The 15,418-nt window shown below is 57.1% G+C and carries 13 protein-coding genes; 11 read left to right on the forward strand and 2 right to left on the reverse strand.

Annotated features, from left to right (window positions below; translation table 11 throughout):
• Positions 1–42: 42 nt before the first annotated feature.
• The 8 genes from galE to CSW60_RS13710 all read left to right on the forward strand — a co-directional run bounded on the left by galE (position 43) and on the right by CSW60_RS13710 (position 9,287).
• On the forward strand, positions 43–1,026 hold the full coding sequence (gene galE / locus CSW60_RS13670) for a UDP-glucose 4-epimerase GalE (RefSeq protein ID WP_099537902.1): 984 nt from the start codon (positions 43–45) through the stop codon (positions 1,024–1,026).
• Between the two features lie 85 nt (positions 1,027–1,111).
• Positions 1,112–2,419 (forward strand): UDP-glucose/GDP-mannose dehydrogenase family protein, encoded by a 1,308-nt coding sequence (locus CSW60_RS13675; RefSeq protein ID WP_099537903.1) that lies wholly within the window; start codon positions 1,112–1,114, stop codon positions 2,417–2,419.
• Between the two features lie 45 nt (positions 2,420–2,464).
• Complete coding sequence (locus tag CSW60_RS13680) at positions 2,465–3,427, forward strand: NAD(P)-dependent oxidoreductase (protein ID WP_099537904.1); 963 nt, start codon at positions 2,465–2,467, stop codon at positions 3,425–3,427.
• The gene (locus CSW60_RS23170; RefSeq protein WP_161495645.1) at positions 3,424–4,668 is read left to right on the forward strand and encodes a glycosyltransferase family 4 protein; all 1,245 of its coding nucleotides are present in this window, start codon (positions 3,424–3,426) and stop codon (positions 4,666–4,668) included. Before CSW60_RS13680 ends, CSW60_RS23170 begins: the two co-directional genes overlap by 4 nt.
• Before the next feature lie 968 nt (positions 4,669–5,636).
• Entirely contained in the window at positions 5,637–6,203 is a 567-nt protein-coding gene (locus tag CSW60_RS13695; protein WP_236634283.1) for a DapH/DapD/GlmU-related protein, read from the forward strand.
• Positions 6,204–6,374: 171 nt separating this feature from the next.
• Complete coding sequence (gene gmd / locus CSW60_RS13700) at positions 6,375–7,451, forward strand: GDP-mannose 4,6-dehydratase (protein ID WP_099537907.1); 1,077 nt, start codon at positions 6,375–6,377, stop codon at positions 7,449–7,451.
• The gene (locus CSW60_RS13705) at positions 7,417–8,400 is read left to right on the forward strand and encodes a GDP-L-fucose synthase (RefSeq protein ID WP_099537908.1); all 984 of its coding nucleotides are present in this window, start codon (positions 7,417–7,419) and stop codon (positions 8,398–8,400) included. The genes gmd and CSW60_RS13705 overlap by 35 nt, the downstream gene beginning before the upstream one ends.
• The gene (locus CSW60_RS13710; RefSeq protein WP_161495647.1) at positions 8,397–9,287 is read left to right on the forward strand and encodes a glycosyltransferase family 2 protein; all 891 of its coding nucleotides are present in this window, start codon (positions 8,397–8,399) and stop codon (positions 9,285–9,287) included. The genes CSW60_RS13705 and CSW60_RS13710 overlap by 4 nt, the downstream gene beginning before the upstream one ends.
• 24 nt (positions 9,288–9,311) lie before the next feature.
• Here the strand turns inward: CSW60_RS13710 and CSW60_RS13715 are convergent, their stop codons facing one another.
• Complete coding sequence (locus CSW60_RS13715) at positions 9,312–10,232, reverse strand: glycosyltransferase (RefSeq protein ID WP_161495648.1); 921 nt, start codon at positions 10,230–10,232, stop codon at positions 9,312–9,314.
• On the opposite strand from CSW60_RS13715, the gene CSW60_RS23175 reads away from it, so the two are divergent.
• From CSW60_RS23175 to CSW60_RS23180, 3 genes are all read left to right on the forward strand, one after another.
• Positions 10,232–11,506: a hypothetical protein gene (locus CSW60_RS23175; protein ID WP_143324184.1), complete on the forward strand. Its 1,275-nt coding sequence runs from the start codon at positions 10,232–10,234 to the stop codon at positions 11,504–11,506. The genes CSW60_RS13715 and CSW60_RS23175 overlap by 1 nt on opposite strands.
• A gap of 93 nt (positions 11,507–11,599) precedes the next feature.
• Entirely contained in the window at positions 11,600–12,745 is a 1,146-nt protein-coding gene (locus tag CSW60_RS13720; RefSeq protein ID WP_099537911.1) for an acyltransferase, read from the forward strand.
• A gap of 162 nt (positions 12,746–12,907) precedes the next feature.
• A complete protein-coding gene (locus tag CSW60_RS23180; protein ID WP_143324185.1) occupies positions 12,908–13,960 on the forward strand; it encodes an O-antigen ligase in 1,053 nt (350 codons plus the stop codon).
• A 259-nt stretch (positions 13,961–14,219) separates the two neighbouring features.
• On the opposite strand, the gene CSW60_RS13725 is transcribed toward CSW60_RS23180, so the two are convergent.
• Positions 14,220–15,416: a DUF1501 domain-containing protein gene (locus CSW60_RS13725; protein WP_099537912.1), complete on the reverse strand. Its 1,197-nt coding sequence runs from the start codon at positions 15,414–15,416 to the stop codon at positions 14,220–14,222.
• Positions 15,417–15,418 lie beyond the last annotated feature (2 nt).

Below are 15,418 nucleotides of genomic sequence, written 5' to 3' on the forward strand. Positions count from 1 at the left end.
AGCTGTGGCGGGACGGCGTCCCGCCATGGTCGGGGGAATTCCATGCAAAGCGTTTTAGTCACCGGCGGAGCGGGCTATGTCGGCTCGCACTGCTGTCTGGCCCTGGCCGAGGCCGGATTCCGGCCGGTCGTGTTCGACGACCTGTCGAACGGTCACCGCCAGCACGTCCAGTGGGGGCCACTGGAGATTGGCGACATCCGCGACGCGGCTCGCCTGGACGCGGTGTTCGCTGAATATGCGCCCGTCGCTGTCCTGCACTTCGCCGCGCGTATCGAGGTTGGAGAGTCGGTGAAGAACCCCGGCACCTTCTTCGACAACAATGTCGGCGGCGCCATAACCCTGATCGAGGCGGCCCGCCGAGCTGGGGTCAATGCGATGGTGTTCTCCTCGACCTGCGCCACTTTCGGCGACCCCGTGACCCTGCCGATGGCCGAGGATCACCCTCAAGCGCCGTTGAACCCCTATGGTCGTAGCAAGCTGATGGTCGAGCAGGCCTTGGCCGACTACGACCGTTATGTCGGTTTCCGAAGCGCGGTCATGCGCTACTTCAACGCCGCCGGCGCCGACCCCAAGGGCCGCATCGGCGAATGGCACGAACCCGAGACCCACGCCATCCCGCTGGCGATCCAAGTCGCTCTTGGTCAGCGCGCGAATTTCACGATCTTCGGCGACGACTATGATACCCGCGACGGCACGGCCGTGCGCGACTATGTCCACGTACTGGACCTCGCCGACGCCCACGTGGCGGCCTTGAAGCGTCTTCTGGCCGGCGGATCGTCCGAAGCCTTCAATCTGGGCACCGGGACCGGGACTACGGTGAGGGAATTGATCGACGGCGTCGGCCGAGCCGCCGGCAAGCCGCTCACAACGCAGCTGGCCGCTCGTCGCCCAGGCGACGCGCCGACCCTCGTCGGCGACAACGCCAAGGCGCGGCAAATGTTGGGCTGGAAGCCGTCGCGCCATCTTGACGTCATCCTAACCAGTGCTTGGCGTTGGCACGAGGCTCAAGCGGGTCGCGCTCAATGACGGCAGCAACAAGAGACTTCGCTTTTTACCTCCACAAAGTGAGCGTCAGCGCACCGCGCCGCTCAACCGATATCAGGAAGCATCAATGCGCGTAGCGATGATTGGCACGGGTTATGTGGGCCTGGTGTCTGGGGCGTGTTTCGCCGACTTCGGTCACGTGGTGACGTGCATCGACAAGGATCCGAGCAAGATCGAGCGGCTGGAGAAGGGCGAGATCCCGATCTTCGAGCCGGGGCTGGACGACCTGGTCGCCCGTAACGTCCGTGAGGGCCGGCTGTTCTTCACCCTGGATGGCGCCCAGGCGATCAAGGAGGCCGACGCGGTGTTCATCGCCGTCGGCACACCGACGCGTCGTGGCGACGGTCACGCTGATCTCTCCTACGTCTACGCGGCGGCCGAGGAGATCGCCGGGCTGATCGACGGCTTCACGGTGGTGGTGACCAAGTCGACCGTGCCGGTGGGCACCGGCGACGAGGTCGAGGCGATCATCCGCAAGACCAATCCGAACGCCCAGTTCGCGGTGGTCTCGAACCCCGAGTTCCTGCGCGAGGGGGCGGCGATCGAGGACTTCAAGCGCCCCGACCGCGTCGTGGTCGGCACCGAGGATGAGCGGGCCCAGGCGGTGATGCGCGACCTCTACCGTCCGCTGAGCCTCAACGAGACGCCGATCGTCTTCACTGGCCGTCGCACCAGCGAGCTGATCAAGTACGCGGCCAACGCGTTCCTGGCGATGAAGATCACCTTCATCAACGAGATGGCCGACCTCTGCGAGAAGGTCGGGGCGGATGTCCAGTCGGTGGCCAAGGGCATTGGTCTCGACAAGCGGATCGGCAGCAAGTTCCTCAACGCCGGTCCCGGCTACGGCGGCAGCTGCTTCCCCAAGGACACCATCGCCCTGGTCAAGACCGCCCAGGATTATGGCGCGCCGACCAGGCTGATCGAGACCACGGTCGAGGTCAACGACGCCCGCAAGAAGGCCATGGCCGACAAGGTCGCCGCGGCGATCGGCTCCAAGGACCTCGCCGGCAAGACGATCGGCGTCCTGGGCCTGACCTTCAAGCCCAACACCGACGACATGCGCGACGCCCCCAGCCTGGACATCATCCCGGCCCTGCAGGCCCTGGGCGCCCAGGTCCAGGCCTTCGATCCGGAAGGCCGCCACGAGGCCGAGAAGCTGCTCACCGCCATCGACTTCAAGGCCGGCGCCTATGAGGCCGCCGAGGGCGCGGACGCCCTGGTCATCCTGACCGAGTGGGACCAGTTCCGGGCCCTGGATCTCGACCGCGTCAAGCTGCTGATGAAGGCTCCGGTCGTGGTCGACCTGCGCAACGTCTACAAGCCCGCCGAGATGGTCCGTCACGGCTTCACCTACGCCAGCATCGGGCGCGCCTGAGCCTATCCATCAGGCTGCCTACCGGGAAATTCTGGGAGTACTAACGTGACCAACGTGATTGTCTTTGGCTCGAGCGGCTTCATAGGAACGCGTTTGGTCAGGCGGCTGGCCGGGCAAGGTCAGAATGTCGTCGCCATCGACATTCTGCCCCCGCGCGAAGCTCTGCCGGGCGTACGCTACATCTCTCACGATGTCCGTGAGCCCGTGCCTGCGGCTTTCGGCTTGGAAGACGCCATGATCTACAATCTGGCGGCTGTTCACCGCACGCCGGGGCACCCTGCTCACGAGTATTACGATACCAATATCTTCGGGGCGCTGAACGCCACGCAGTTCGCGGAAGCCATCGGCGCTAGGAAGCTCGTGTTCACGAGCTCGATTTCGGTCTACGGCCCCCGCGAGGACGTCGTTGACGAAAGCACGCCTCCCGCCCCCACGTCCGACTATGGGCGCTCAAAGCTGATGGCTGAGGCCATCCACCGGCGGTGGGCCAGCGCGGCGCATGATCGACGGCTCGTGATCGTTCGGCCGGGCGTGGTTTTCGGACCGGGCGAGCGGGGCAACTACTCGAACCTCGCCGGAGCGCTAAAGCGCGGTCTCTTCGCCTATCCAGGCCGCAAGAACACGATCAAGAGCGGCGGCTATGTCGACGAGTTGCTGAGCGCGCTCGACTTTGTCGTTTCCCGCGACATGCCCGAAGTCACGTTCAACTTCGCGTACCCGGATGAGAGCACGACCGAGGACATCGTGAAGGCTTTCGGCCGCGTCTCTACGGTGAAGACCAATTACCCCGTCGTTCCAATCGCGCCCCTGCTTGGCGTCGCCTGGTGTTTCGAGTTTGTCGCGCGCCTGGGCTTCAAGACGCCCATCCACCGCGAGCGCATATGGAAGCTGGTTCGGTCGACGCGCATCAAGCCCAACTGGCTGCTGACCCAAGGCTATTCGTTCGGGAGCGACGTCGAGTCGGCCTTGCGCGCCTGGTCCGAGGAAACGCGGGGAACGTTCGAGTGAGCGCGTCCGACATGACCCGCGCGGCAAGCGAGCCCGTTCAAGATGAGTTCGGCTGGCTGGCGGGCTCGTTGCTCGTTCTGAGCAACTACTATCATCCGGAGCCCACGGGCAGCGCGCCGCCGATCACGGATCTCTCGCTCTGGCTGGCCGAGAATGGGCTGCGTCCCGATGTGTTGGCCGCTCGGCCTAGCTATCCGAAGAACGCCGTCTACGAGGGCTACGAAGCCGGTCAGCGCGACCATGAGGATTTCAAGGGCGTCAACGTTCGCCGCGTGAAGTCATACATCGCCAATTCGCGAGGCATGATCGGGCGATTGCTTTCGGAGACCAGCTTCGCCGCCTCGGCGCTGTTCGCTCGCGAACGGCGCTACAAAGGCGTTATTTGCGTGTGCCCCTCCGTGTTCGTCGTCCTCGTCGCGCCGTTCTTCCGGGCGAGGGATGGCCGGGTCGTCGCGATCGTCCATGACATCCAGTCGGGATTGGCCGCTAACCTGAAGTTCGGAATGGCGGGCGGACTGACCCAACTTCTTCGGAAGCTCGAAGCCTGGGCCCTGAATCGCTGCGATCGCGTGATCGCCTTGACCCCGGGCATGGAGCGCGAGCTGCGGGAGCTGGGCGTCAAGGGGCAGATCGATATCATTCCGCCCCAGGTCAACGTCCGTGAGATCGTGCCGATGCCGCGCGCCGAGGGGCGGCCTCTTCTTGTTTACTCCGGCAATCTGGGGCGCAAGCAGGGGCTGGACCAGGTCATGGCTCTCGCCGCTGAACTTCTGAAGCGGTCGGCCGTTGTCGATATCCTCATCCGCGGCGAGGGCTCCGAGCGGAAGGCCCTTGAGGAGCAAGCCGAGAGCGAAGGCCTCACGAACGTACGCTTCGCGGATCTAGCGCCCCGTGACCAGTTGAGCGCCGCGATGGGGGCGGCAACGCTGCACCTTGTCCCGCAAAGTCCCGGCGGCGCCAACTTCGCTTTGCCGAGCAAGATCTTCTCGATCATGGCGGCTGAGCGCCCCTATATCGCGACTGCTGAGGCTGGCACTCCTCTGGCGTTGATTACTCAAGCTTCCAAAGGCGGGGTGACCATTGAGCCCAACGATGCGCCCGAGTTCGCAGATGCAGTCCAAAAGCTAATATCGGACCCTGAAGCGCTGCGCAGGATGTCTGCTTCGGGGAGGAGCTATGTCGAGAACTACGTCGACAGAGAAGTCGTATGTAGAAGAATTCTGCGTGCGACTAAAGCTTGAATATTTCAGATCATAATGGGGGATCATTTGTCTAGAGTCGCGATCGCAATTTTTGCCTTTAATAGGCCAGAAAGTCTAGAAAGGATAATTTTTAGTCTTTATGAGTGCCCTGAAATTGATGGTACCTCTGTAAATATATTCATAGATGGTCCGCGTAATGAACTTGAACGCGAGCAGGTCGCTCAGACGGCGAAGGTTGCGAGTGCTTCCAGATTTAGAAATGTGAGAATTGTCCAATCTTCCTCCAATAAGGGATTGAGAAGGTCTATATACGATGGTGTTTCTCAAATCTGCGAGGAGTTTGGCCGCGTAATTGTTCTGGAAGATGATCTTGTATTGTCCCCGTACGCACTTGAATATTTCATAGGTGGGCTCGACCGATTTGAGAAGAATGATCGAGTGTGGAGTATTTGTGGGTACACTTACGAACATCCCCGCCTGAGCAAAACTAACCGTGCGTTCTTTCTCCCGTTCGCTCATCCCTGGGGGTGGGCAACTTGGGCTAGGGCTTGGCGGAGGTTCGAGTTTGATCAGCCATTGGTGTCTAGTCAGGTTCTTGGCACGGCTGAGTTTAGAAGATTCTTTGATGTCGGAGGACTAAGCCGGGCAACGGACCTGCTTGACTTGGCGCAGCGGGGCAAGGTGGATAGTTGGTTTATACGTTGGCACTGGAAGATATTTCGAGAAGGGGGGGTGTCGCTCTTTCCTTCTAGACGATTCGTAGTCAATAGAGGCGTTTCTGAGGGGGGGACGCATGCTGGGACTTTGAATCCCTACCGATTACTTGCGGGAAGTCCCGATCCATCTGGTGAGATGCCTATTAGTTGGCCGGATGAGATTACGCCAGACTTTGAAGCTCTGAGCTTGATGAGGCGGAGTAGGGATGCATCTGTCCAACGCTTCATTGCTTGGGCGGGGAGAATTAAAAGATTGTACCTCAAGAGGTAATTTGTATTTCGGAGGCGTAAATGTATATTTTGCGGAGGGTTTATAGTGCGGTAGCGCGAGCGGTGGCCGTAAGAAAAAATGTCCACATAGGAAGTAATTTTAAAATTGGAATGTTTAGCTTTGTTAACTCTTCGGCCAGTCTTCATATTGGCCACGAGGTTTCTATCGGCGCTAATGTTTGGATCTCTTGCAATGGTTATATCGGAAATGGAGTTTTAATTTCCAGCCAAGTTGGGATAGTGAGTAAATATGAGCACGACATGTATTCTGTTGGCGTGCCAATATCTCGCGCGCCAACACTTGGAGATCCAGGTTGGCGCAATATAAATAAATCTGACTATATTCATATTGAGGATGATGTTTGGATTGGGTTTAATGTTACCATTTTAAGTGGTGTTCGTATTGGCCGAGGCGCTGTCGTGGCCGCCGGCGCTGTCGTGGTGCGCGATGTGGGGGCCTACCAGATTGTGGCCGGTAATCCGGCAAGAGTTATTGGCGAGCGGCTGAACGAAGAACTGCGTATCCAGCATGAAGCCGCGTTGCGAGTGCGTTGGTTAAATATAGATCGCAGTGACGAGATTGGGTGACGCCTGTCATATTGATCAAGTAGCTTCTACCTGATCGTTGGTGGGCCCATTCGGTGTTCAGGTTGGAATTTTTTGTCTATCTGGCGGAACTGCGAGGTCGCGTCCGCCTAGAGCTTCCGCTATGACGCACTTACGCAAGCGGAATAGCTGTGTTTTGAAGGTGGGGATCTAATGACGGTTAAAAGCAATGGTAAGGTTGCGCTCATCACAGGCGTGACCGGGCAAGATGGCGCGTATCTGTCGGAGCTGCTGCTCTCGAAGGGCTATACGGTCCACGGATTGAAGCGGCGGTCGTCGTCGTTCAACACCGGTCGGATTGAGCATCTCTATCAAGACCCGCACGAAGCCGATCCGCGCTTCATCCTGCACTACGGCGACATGACCGACAGCACGAACCTGATCCGGATCGTGCAGCAGACCCAGCCCGACGAGATCTACAACCTGGCGGCCCAGAGCCACGTCCAGGTCAGCTTCGAGACCCCAGAATACACCAGCAACGCCGACGGCACGGGCACGCTGCGCCTGCTGGAAGCCATCCGCATCCTGGGCCTCGAAAAGAAGACCAAGTTCTACCAGGCCTCGACCTCGGAGCTGTACGGCCTGGTGCAGGAAGTGCCGCAAAGCGAAAAGACGCCGTTCTATCCGCGCAGCCCGTACGCCGCAGCAAAGCTCTACAGCTACTGGATCGTGGTCAACTACCGCGAGGCCTACGGCATTCACGCCAGCAACGGCATCTTGTTCAACCATGAGAGCCCGCTGCGGGGCGAGACGTTCGTTACCCGCAAGATCACCCGCGCTGTCGCGGCCATCAAACAGGGCTTCCAGGACAAACTCTATCTGGGCAACCTCGACGCCAAGCGCGACTGGGGCCACGCCCGCGAATACGTCCGCGGCATGTGGCTGATGCTGCAGCAGGAAACGGCCGACGACTACGTCCTGGCCACCGGCGAAACCACCCTGGTTCGCGACTTCGTGACCAAGGCCTTCTCGGAAGTCGGCATCACGATCAACTGGTCGGGAACCGGCGTCGACGAGAAGGGTGCCTGCGCCGAGACCGGCAAGGTGCTGGTCGAGGTCGATCCGCGCTACTTCCGCCCGACCGAAGTCGAGCTGCTGATCGGCGACCCGACCAAGGCCAAGACCAAGCTCGGCTGGGTGCACGAGACCAAGTGGGAGCAGCTCTGCGCCGAAATGGTCGCCGCCGACATGATCAATGTCGCCCGGGAGAAGCGTCGCAATGCCGAATGACGTGATCTTTCCTCTCGAGGGCAAGCGCGTCTGGGTTGCCGGCCATCGTGGAATGGTCGGCTCCGCCATCGTGCGGCGCCTCGCCTCCGAGGGCTGCGAAGTCCTGATCGCCGGCCGCGATGTCCTCGACCTCGAGCGCCAGAGCGCGGTCGAGGCCTGGATGGCCAAGGAAAGGCCGGACGCCATCTTCATGGCCGCGGCCAAGGTCGGCGGCATCCTGGCCAACGACACGTATCCCGCCGACTTCCTTTACAACAACCTGGTCATCGAGACGAACATCGTCGATGCCGCTTGGCGCAACGGCGTCGGCAAGGTGCTGTTCCTCGGCTCGTCGTGCATCTATCCGAAGTTCGCGCCTCAGCCGATCATGGAAGACGCCCTGCTCACCGGCCCGCTGGAGCCGACCAACGAGTGGTACGCTATCGCCAAGATCGCCGGCATCAAGCTGGCTCAGGCCTATCGCAAGCAACATGGCTGCGACTTCATCAGCGCCATGCCGACCAATCTGTATGGGATCGGCGACAACTTCGACCTGAACAGCAGCCACGTAATGCCGGCCCTGATCCGCAAGGCACACGAGGCCAAGCAGGCCGGTGCCGACAGCATCACGATCTGGGGCACCGGTACGCCACGCCGCGAGTTCCTGAACGCCGATGACTGCGCCGACGCCTGCGTGTTCCTGATGAAGACCTATTCGGACTTCGAGCACGTGAATGTTGGCTCGGGCGAGGACATAACGATCCTCGACCTCGCGTGTTTGGTATGTGAGGTGGTTGGTTTTGACGGCAAAGTTGTCACGGATATTTCGAAACCGGACGGCACGCCGCGCAAGCTTATGAGTGCTAGTAAATTGCAGTCAATGTCATGGCGTCCGAGTATATCTCTAAGGGATGGCATTGCTGATGCTTATAGGTACTACTTGTCGACTTGTGGGCAGAGGTCCGCGTGACTGTTCGAGTTCCTTCGTTTTCGATTTTGGTTCCGGCATATGAGCGTGCGGAAGCGCTTGCTCTAACGCTTGGGAAGTTGGAGCCCTACGCAAGTGAGGACTGCGAAGTCGTCGTAGTTGACGACTATTCTCAGTCGAGCGAAGTGCGCGATGCGGTTAGAGATTTCCCGTTTGTGCGATACATTCGCGCTCCAAAAAATCTGGGAGTAATTGGTGCTCGGAACTTCGGCTACGGGCATTTACTCGGAGATATTATCATTAATCTTGATGATGATAGCTATCCGGTGGTTGGGAATTTCCTGGAGCGCATCAAAGAAAAGTTTCAGTCGGATGCCAATATCGGGATAGTCGGATTCAACATTCGTACCCCAGATGGTAGGCTCACGTGGCGACTAGACAGCAAATTGCGGGAGGTTAGGGCCTACGTCGGATGCGGTAATGCGTGGAGCAGAGATTTATATCAGAAGGTCGGCGGGTATTCGGATCTGTTCTTCCGGCAAGGGGAGGAACTTGAGCATTGCATGCGCGCTATTGACGCCGGGTTTGTAATTGCACCAATGCCTGATTTAATTGTTCAGCATGACCAGAGTCCGATAAATCGAAATATTCCCAAGCATAATGCTCACGAGCTTGCGAATCACCTCAAGAGATCAGTGCTTTCGGCCCCCGCCATTTTTCTGCCGGAAGGGGTGGCGAGGTGGCTGATATTGCTTTTCGTCAGACGTAAAATTATTAATTGGCGAGAGCTTTGGCTAGAGCTTGGTCATCCAAATAGGGGGCTGCGCCAGGCGATCGCTAGGCGATCGCCAATCTCAGTCCATAGCTTTAAAAAAGTTCGTGCATTAAATCGCGCCGAAAAAATGAACGCGGCGACGATACGGACCTGAGTTTCCAGCGCAGTTGTGTCGGGGTTAGCGATACAACTCCCGTTCGCATTGCTGGTGTCCCGCTTCACGAGACATTCTGTAGTGTGAGCCGCTCACGAGCCAATTGTCGAAAAATGCACTCACTTGAGCGTTCCTCTTTCTGTCGCCGCTCAATAGTCGGAAGAGCTTACGCCAACTACGCTCCAGGCTTGGCCGAAAGATATGGAAAACCAGAAAACCGGGAAGGGCGAGGGCTCGGCGAAGTAGAAGTTCGGCAGGACCCCAGCCTCTAAGATTGTAGTAGTCCCTTCGAATAGAACTGTACTCGGCCATTTTCCTTTCCGCATGTAGCTGAGAGGCCTGACCGGCTACAACGCGGAATGCGCCCAACCGCTTTGCTGTCCACTTTCCTTTTGCGCCGGCTAGTGCTCTTAGAAAGAACGCATAATCCGTATATACTCGCAGCTTGTAGTTGTCAGGATAGGGGGACGGCCACAAGAATGACTTCATGTAAACAGTTTCGGAGTAAAGCTGTCTATAGTATAACTCGTGATAAGGGCGTGAAAGCCCCCTTATAGTCGGGCCCACGTAGAGCTCTCTACGCTCAGAATTAAAGGCGAAATTATCTGAATAGACGTAATCGATCTCATGTGATGATAAAATTTGCCGAGCTTCGGAAAATGCGCCAGGCATGACAATGTCATCTGCGTTCAGCCAGTAAAAGACATCGCCTGTCGCGACGCTGCCGGCACGTTCTATGGCGTGAAACTGCCCTTTGTCAGGGCCAGTTAGAATATTGGTTACATATGGCTCAAACTGTGCCGCAATCAAAAGGGTCTCGTCCGTGCTGCCCCCATCTGCAATGATGATCTCGAAGTTCTCGTCGCCTTGATCGATTACGGACTGCAATGTCTCTGCGAGGGTCTTTCCAGCGTTGAACGTTGGGCAAAGAACGGAAATTTTCATTGTTAAAGCAAAATCCTGTTCATCCGGTCCTGGGCGCGGCCAAGAGAGCTCTTGGGCCGAAGGCATTCTTTATCATCTCGTCGACGCTATCGCGCGCCTTGTGGGCTTTCTACACTATATATCTCGCAACCGTACTCGGGCAATCGGTCTACGGCGAGTTCATATTTCTACAGATAACCGCAGCATTTGCTGGTCAAATTCTAGTTGGTTCATTTTTGAACATCAGCGCTTTCGAGATGTCAGCGGCGCCAGATTTTGACGCGGCTCTAAAAATATTCCTGCGTTCCAATCTGTATGTCGCCATGCTGGGCGCCGCGACGGTACCTATAATAATTCTGTGCCAGATATTACACCTTATGCCCGGAAGCTATCTAACAGCTGTCGCTATTGCGGCACTAACTGTTGCGACAGCGATGGGGGGGCAAGTGGTTGCTTTTGCCTGCTCACAGAATGCTTATAGGATTGCCGCATCACTAGGCGTGACATCGCTCGCGCTCTATGTCGGGGGGTGTACCTTTCTACGGAATCCTAATGCGCTATCAGTTATAGCCGCAGTCTTCCTTGCGCAAAGTGCTCCGTTTATTTTGTCCGTCTTGTGGTTGTCATCAACGGGTAGGATAGGGCTGGCCGGTTTTCTTGACCGGAGATCGTTGGGCGCGCTTTTCAGACAGCATCGTGATGCGCTTGCCACCAACCTGTCGTCTCTGCCCCAACAATTTCTTATTTGGATAATGGCTCGAAATCTCATGAGCTTCGGCGGTCCCGCCGAATTCTCACGGTATGGAATAGCTAATCAAATAAACAATCTATTCCTGTTCTTTCCAACTTCATTCGCGCCCATGTTTATAACATGGATTGGCAAGGACGACCGGCTAGTTAGTAGGATCAGGATTTCTTTAGGAATGGCTGGAGCGTTTTCGTCATTGGGCCTCGTTGCGGCTGCAGGAGTCATGGTGGCGTTGAATGTGCATCCTGTGTACATCCCGCACGAGTTCCTTGCGGCCTCCGGGCCTATGACAATTGCACTGATTATGGCTGGCCTAGTGGCGGCACGCTCTCCTTTTGCGTGGATAAATCAGATCAACCGGGATTATCGGGCGGAATGGATAATCTCGCTTGGTACGGCTGCATGCATGGCGATAAGTTTGGTGCCAGCTTATAGCGACAACTCCGAGGCGCTTCTGTTTATAAGGACCGCGGCGGCCTTGGCGGGGTTGTGCGTAAGCATCGCGCTGTTGTTTCTATCGGCGCGCCGAAATGGTCTACGCGTTTGAGGGGAAGCTGTCGGCGGGTGAGAATGTGTAGCTCTCCCGGCGCGCTTCTGCACCTCCGTCCATGAATTGACGTGCAGTATAGGGGGAGCGGATATGGATGCTAGCTACAGCCGGGGAGACCTCAACGCACCCCGCCAACACCTGTCAGCTGCTCGACTGGTTTGGATTGATGGTCTTCGAGCGCTGTCAATATTGGCAGTGATGATGTTTCACTACTATGTGAGGTGGACTCCCCCTCTTCACGGCGAGAGTTTATATCCGTATGGGTCCGCATATGCGCACGTCGCGCCTTTTCTTTACGGATACATGGGGGTCCGCCTTTTTTTTATAATATCAGGTTTTGTAATTGCATATAGCTTGGCGCGGTCTAGCGGCATAATAGACTTTGCGGCGAGAAGATATGCGAGACTATTTCCAGCGATGCTTTTGTGCGCATCCATTACTTATGTGAGTTCTGTAACATTTCCGTATTCTATCTCGACGCCATCTCCAGGGGATTTCATTCCGTCTGTTATATTCATCGAGCCGGGTTTGATAAACAAGTTCCAGCGATTTGCTAATGTGTCGAGTATAGATGGTTCGTATTGGTCTCTTTATGTTGAAGTGAAGTTTTACTTGATAATAGCGATTTCATACTTTGCAAGCGCGAGGATGATGCCGTTAATAATATCGGCCATATCAATGATATGTGTTGTTATCTATTGCGCGGGAGTTTCATTCAGCGATACGTTTGAAAATCTGCTATTTGCTTCATCTTGGCCCTGGTTTCTGATGGGCATTGGGCTCTACGTCACGTATGGGGCGGGGAGGCGCTACCTTGGCTGGGGCCTAATATTGGTCGCGCTCATTGAGCTCGCGCTACTCTCCTTTCGCGATGGCGGTCCGTCCACCCTGCTCTTTGGCGTGGGGGGGGTAGCCCTCTTCTGGTTCGGCTTTAGAAGTGAAGCGGTGCGGCGTGTTTTGACGCTTCCCGCTCTATCGCTTATCGGGCTGGCGTCTTACCCGCTCTACCTTCTGCATCAGAATGTTGGCGTGCAGGCAATCCGTATGATGGACAGCTTGATGCCCGGAAGTCGATGGAGCGCCTTGTTTCCGGTTGTTGTATCTGTGTTCATGATCGCGGCTTCGATTGGGATTTACTTCCTCGTTGAGCGACCTGTGCAACGCGTGCTATCGAAGCCCTTGTCTCGCCTCAGCGCTTTGACGAACCGGTTTAAGGCGAGATCAGCGGGGGGGTGATGAAGTCGCCGGGAAATTGAAGAGAGTTTCGGAATGCAACCATTGTCAGTTTTGCTTGTTGCGTTCCCGGCGTTAGTATTGCTTGGCCTAGATAGTCTCGCGGTTTTCGCGGTCTGTATCCTCTATGGGGTTGGGCTGTACACTCCGCAGAATCCCCAGCGCATGAACGCTGTCTTCGGAAGTTGGCAAATCAAATTTCTTGCGGCTCTGCTTTTTGCTGTCTTGGCCAGCAATGCCGCTTATGGTAACGCAGCTCGATTTATTAAGTACTCGGCGTATTATATTGGCTTCTTTGCCGTTTACGTGGTTGCTGCTGGAGTGGATAAGTCCCGCGGGTTGCGAATATCTGTCCTTATATTTCTTTGCTATAATGTTGTATTTGGTTTTGCGCAGATTGCCATTGGGCGCCCGATATTCTATCAGCCCCCGATAGACCTAAAGCTTCTTACTGAAACTACAGCTCGATACTTTGGGCAAACCTCATGGTCGGAGGCGGGGCGGGGGATTAGGCCCAACGGTTTCTATCTATATCCAACGTCGTACGGTTTTGGCCTCGTTTTAGCAAGTAGTCTTCTTTTTCTTAACTCGAGAATATTAGCTGGAGCTAGCGGGGTCGTTTTGGGCTTCCTTAGTCTGACGCGAAATTCAGCGGTTGGCGCGTTCGCCGGCCTCGCGTTTGATCTTATATCTCGTCGCATTCGTAGGCCCCAGGTCCGTTTACTTGTCTTCATATTTGCGGCCTTAGCCATCTTCGTTGGTTACGTAGCAGTCTTCTCCACCGGCGACACAGGGAGTGCGGGCGAGTACATAGGGAAGATTTTGGGTCGTGGTAGGAGTGCTGATGAGAGCACTCTGTTTCGCGCAAAGCTTTATCAGGATACCATTATGGATTTTTATCAGAACAACGCTACGTTTCCGTTCTTTGGGTTTTCTGACGTGCGTGGTGCTACTCTGCTGGGCCAGAAGACCCTCCCCCTTGGATCCCATTCCACTTTTCTTGCGTCGTTGTATCGTTTTGGCGTTGTTGGTCTTTTCGGTTTCGTCTGTTTGCTCATTTCAATGGGTAGGACAGCAGTCAAAGCAGGGCGGGGCGGTCTCGTAGTTGCATTGCTCATGATGATGGTGACCGAGGATATTCTCATCGATCCTATAAACCTGCTTATCGCGGGGGCTGCTCTGGGGCTGTTGTCGCGAGATACGAAAAAAGTGGCGTGATATCCTTAATCGATCCTGAAATGACTGGAGCCTGCTCTCATCACGTATTGACACGTGAAGAGATCGCGGTTCCCCGATCATCAAAACCCCTATGATCCGCTCTTTCGTGAATCTCGCTCGCTTCTTATCCGTCCCTCAGGGTTCGGGCACCAGCGCCGCGTGGGCGAGAATGTCAGGAGCAGGTCAGTAGCGTTGAGGTTTAGCGACGCAGGTTGGTATCAGCGTGGCGAGTTTGGTCCATTGAAGAAGATGGATAGGTTTAAATCAGACGCCAGCCGCTCATCGGTCTGGGGGCGTTAGGAAAGATCCTCTCGATTTGATCGTCACGCAGCCCGTGTTGCTGTTGGGCGATCGAAGAGAACATCGCTCGATAATCGCTCAAGACTGGTAGATCGCGAGATTCATTGAGGGCTGCTTGGTTAATTGGTGCCTGCTCGCCGACCAGGCGACCGCCCCTAATGGATCCGCCGAGCGCCCAGTACACGCTGCCGTGTCCGTGGTCGGTGCCCCTGTCGCCGTTCTCCTTGAAGGTGCGGCCGAACTCCGAGATCACCACCACGGTCGTATTTGGCCAAGTGTTAGGACCGAGATCCTCGGCTAGGCCCGCGAGGCCGCGGCCTAACTGACCTATCCGGTCGGCCAGCACGCCCGTCGCACCGCCTTGATTGACGTGGGTGTCCCAGCCGCCCACATCGAGGAAGGCCAGATTGTAGTCAGCCTTCATCAGGCGGGCGACGCGGCGGGCGGCCAGTTCGAAGCCGCTGGGGGAGATGGCGTTGCGGTTGGCGGCCACCATTTCTCCGGCCAGAGCGGCATAGGCCTTGTCCCGAGCTGAGAAGCCTTCCTTCACCGCCGCTTCCAGGTCGTGGCCCCGGTACATTTCCTGGATCAGCTTGGCCTGTTGGTCGTCGACACCGGGCTTGCTCACTGAGGTGATGTTGAGGTTCGGCACCGACATCGGCCCTTGGAAGGCCAGAGGCGGCTGGGCCGTGAACGCGATAGGACGGCCACCGGAGAGCTCCTTGGCTAGACGGCCCATGAAGCCTGAGCGGTAGTTCCTGGGCCCGCCCCCCGGCTGGCCAAGCTCAATGGTGTCCTGGGTCTCGAAGTGGCTGCGGGTCATGTCGTCCGTGCCCGCGAACGGAACGAAGGCGATCTGCTTCTTGGTCCACAGGGGATAGAGGCTGTCCTTGAGGGCCGGGTGCAGGCTCCAGTCGCTGTCGAGGGGCAGGGCGGCGTTGGGATTGGCCGGATCCGGTCGCGCGATCGCGATGGTCGGGCGGCTCTCGTAATAGAAGTCGCTGGAGGTGGGGATCACCACATTCATGGCGTCGTAGCCGCCGCGCAGGAAGATCACGAGGAGCCGCTGGTCGGTGGCGGGCGCGCTCCAGGCCCGGCCGCCGACCGCCACCGCCGTCGCGGCTAGGCCCGCGCTCAGAAAGTCTCGACGATGCATGG

The sequence above is a fragment of the Caulobacter sp. X genome (assembly GCF_002742635.1).
In the GTDB taxonomy this organism is placed as follows: domain Bacteria; phylum Pseudomonadota; class Alphaproteobacteria; order Caulobacterales; family Caulobacteraceae; genus Caulobacter.

Coding starts and splice junctions, on each gene's coding strand:
- galE (WP_099537902.1), top strand. CDS start 43: ATGCAAAGCGTTTTAGTCACCGGCGGAGCGGGCTATGTCGGCTCGCAC.
- CSW60_RS13705 (WP_099537908.1), top strand. CDS start 7,417: ATGTCGCCCGGGAGAAGCGTCGCAATGCCGAATGACGTGATCTTTCCT.
- CSW60_RS13675 (WP_099537903.1), top strand. CDS start 1,112: ATGCGCGTAGCGATGATTGGCACGGGTTATGTGGGCCTGGTGTCTGGG.
- CSW60_RS23180 (WP_143324185.1), top strand. CDS start 12,908: ATGAACGCTGTCTTCGGAAGTTGGCAAATCAAATTTCTTGCGGCTCTG.
- CSW60_RS13725 (WP_099537912.1), bottom strand. CDS start 15,416: ATGCATCGTCGAGACTTTCTGAGCGCGGGCCTAGCCGCGACGGCGGTG.
- CSW60_RS13715 (WP_161495648.1), bottom strand. CDS start 10,232: ATGAAAATTTCCGTTCTTTGCCCAACGTTCAACGCTGGAAAGACCCTC.
- CSW60_RS13695 (WP_236634283.1), top strand. CDS start 5,637: ATGTATATTTTGCGGAGGGTTTATAGTGCGGTAGCGCGAGCGGTGGCC.
- gmd (WP_099537907.1), top strand. CDS start 6,375: ATGACGGTTAAAAGCAATGGTAAGGTTGCGCTCATCACAGGCGTGACC.
- CSW60_RS13720 (WP_099537911.1), top strand. CDS start 11,600: ATGGATGCTAGCTACAGCCGGGGAGACCTCAACGCACCCCGCCAACAC.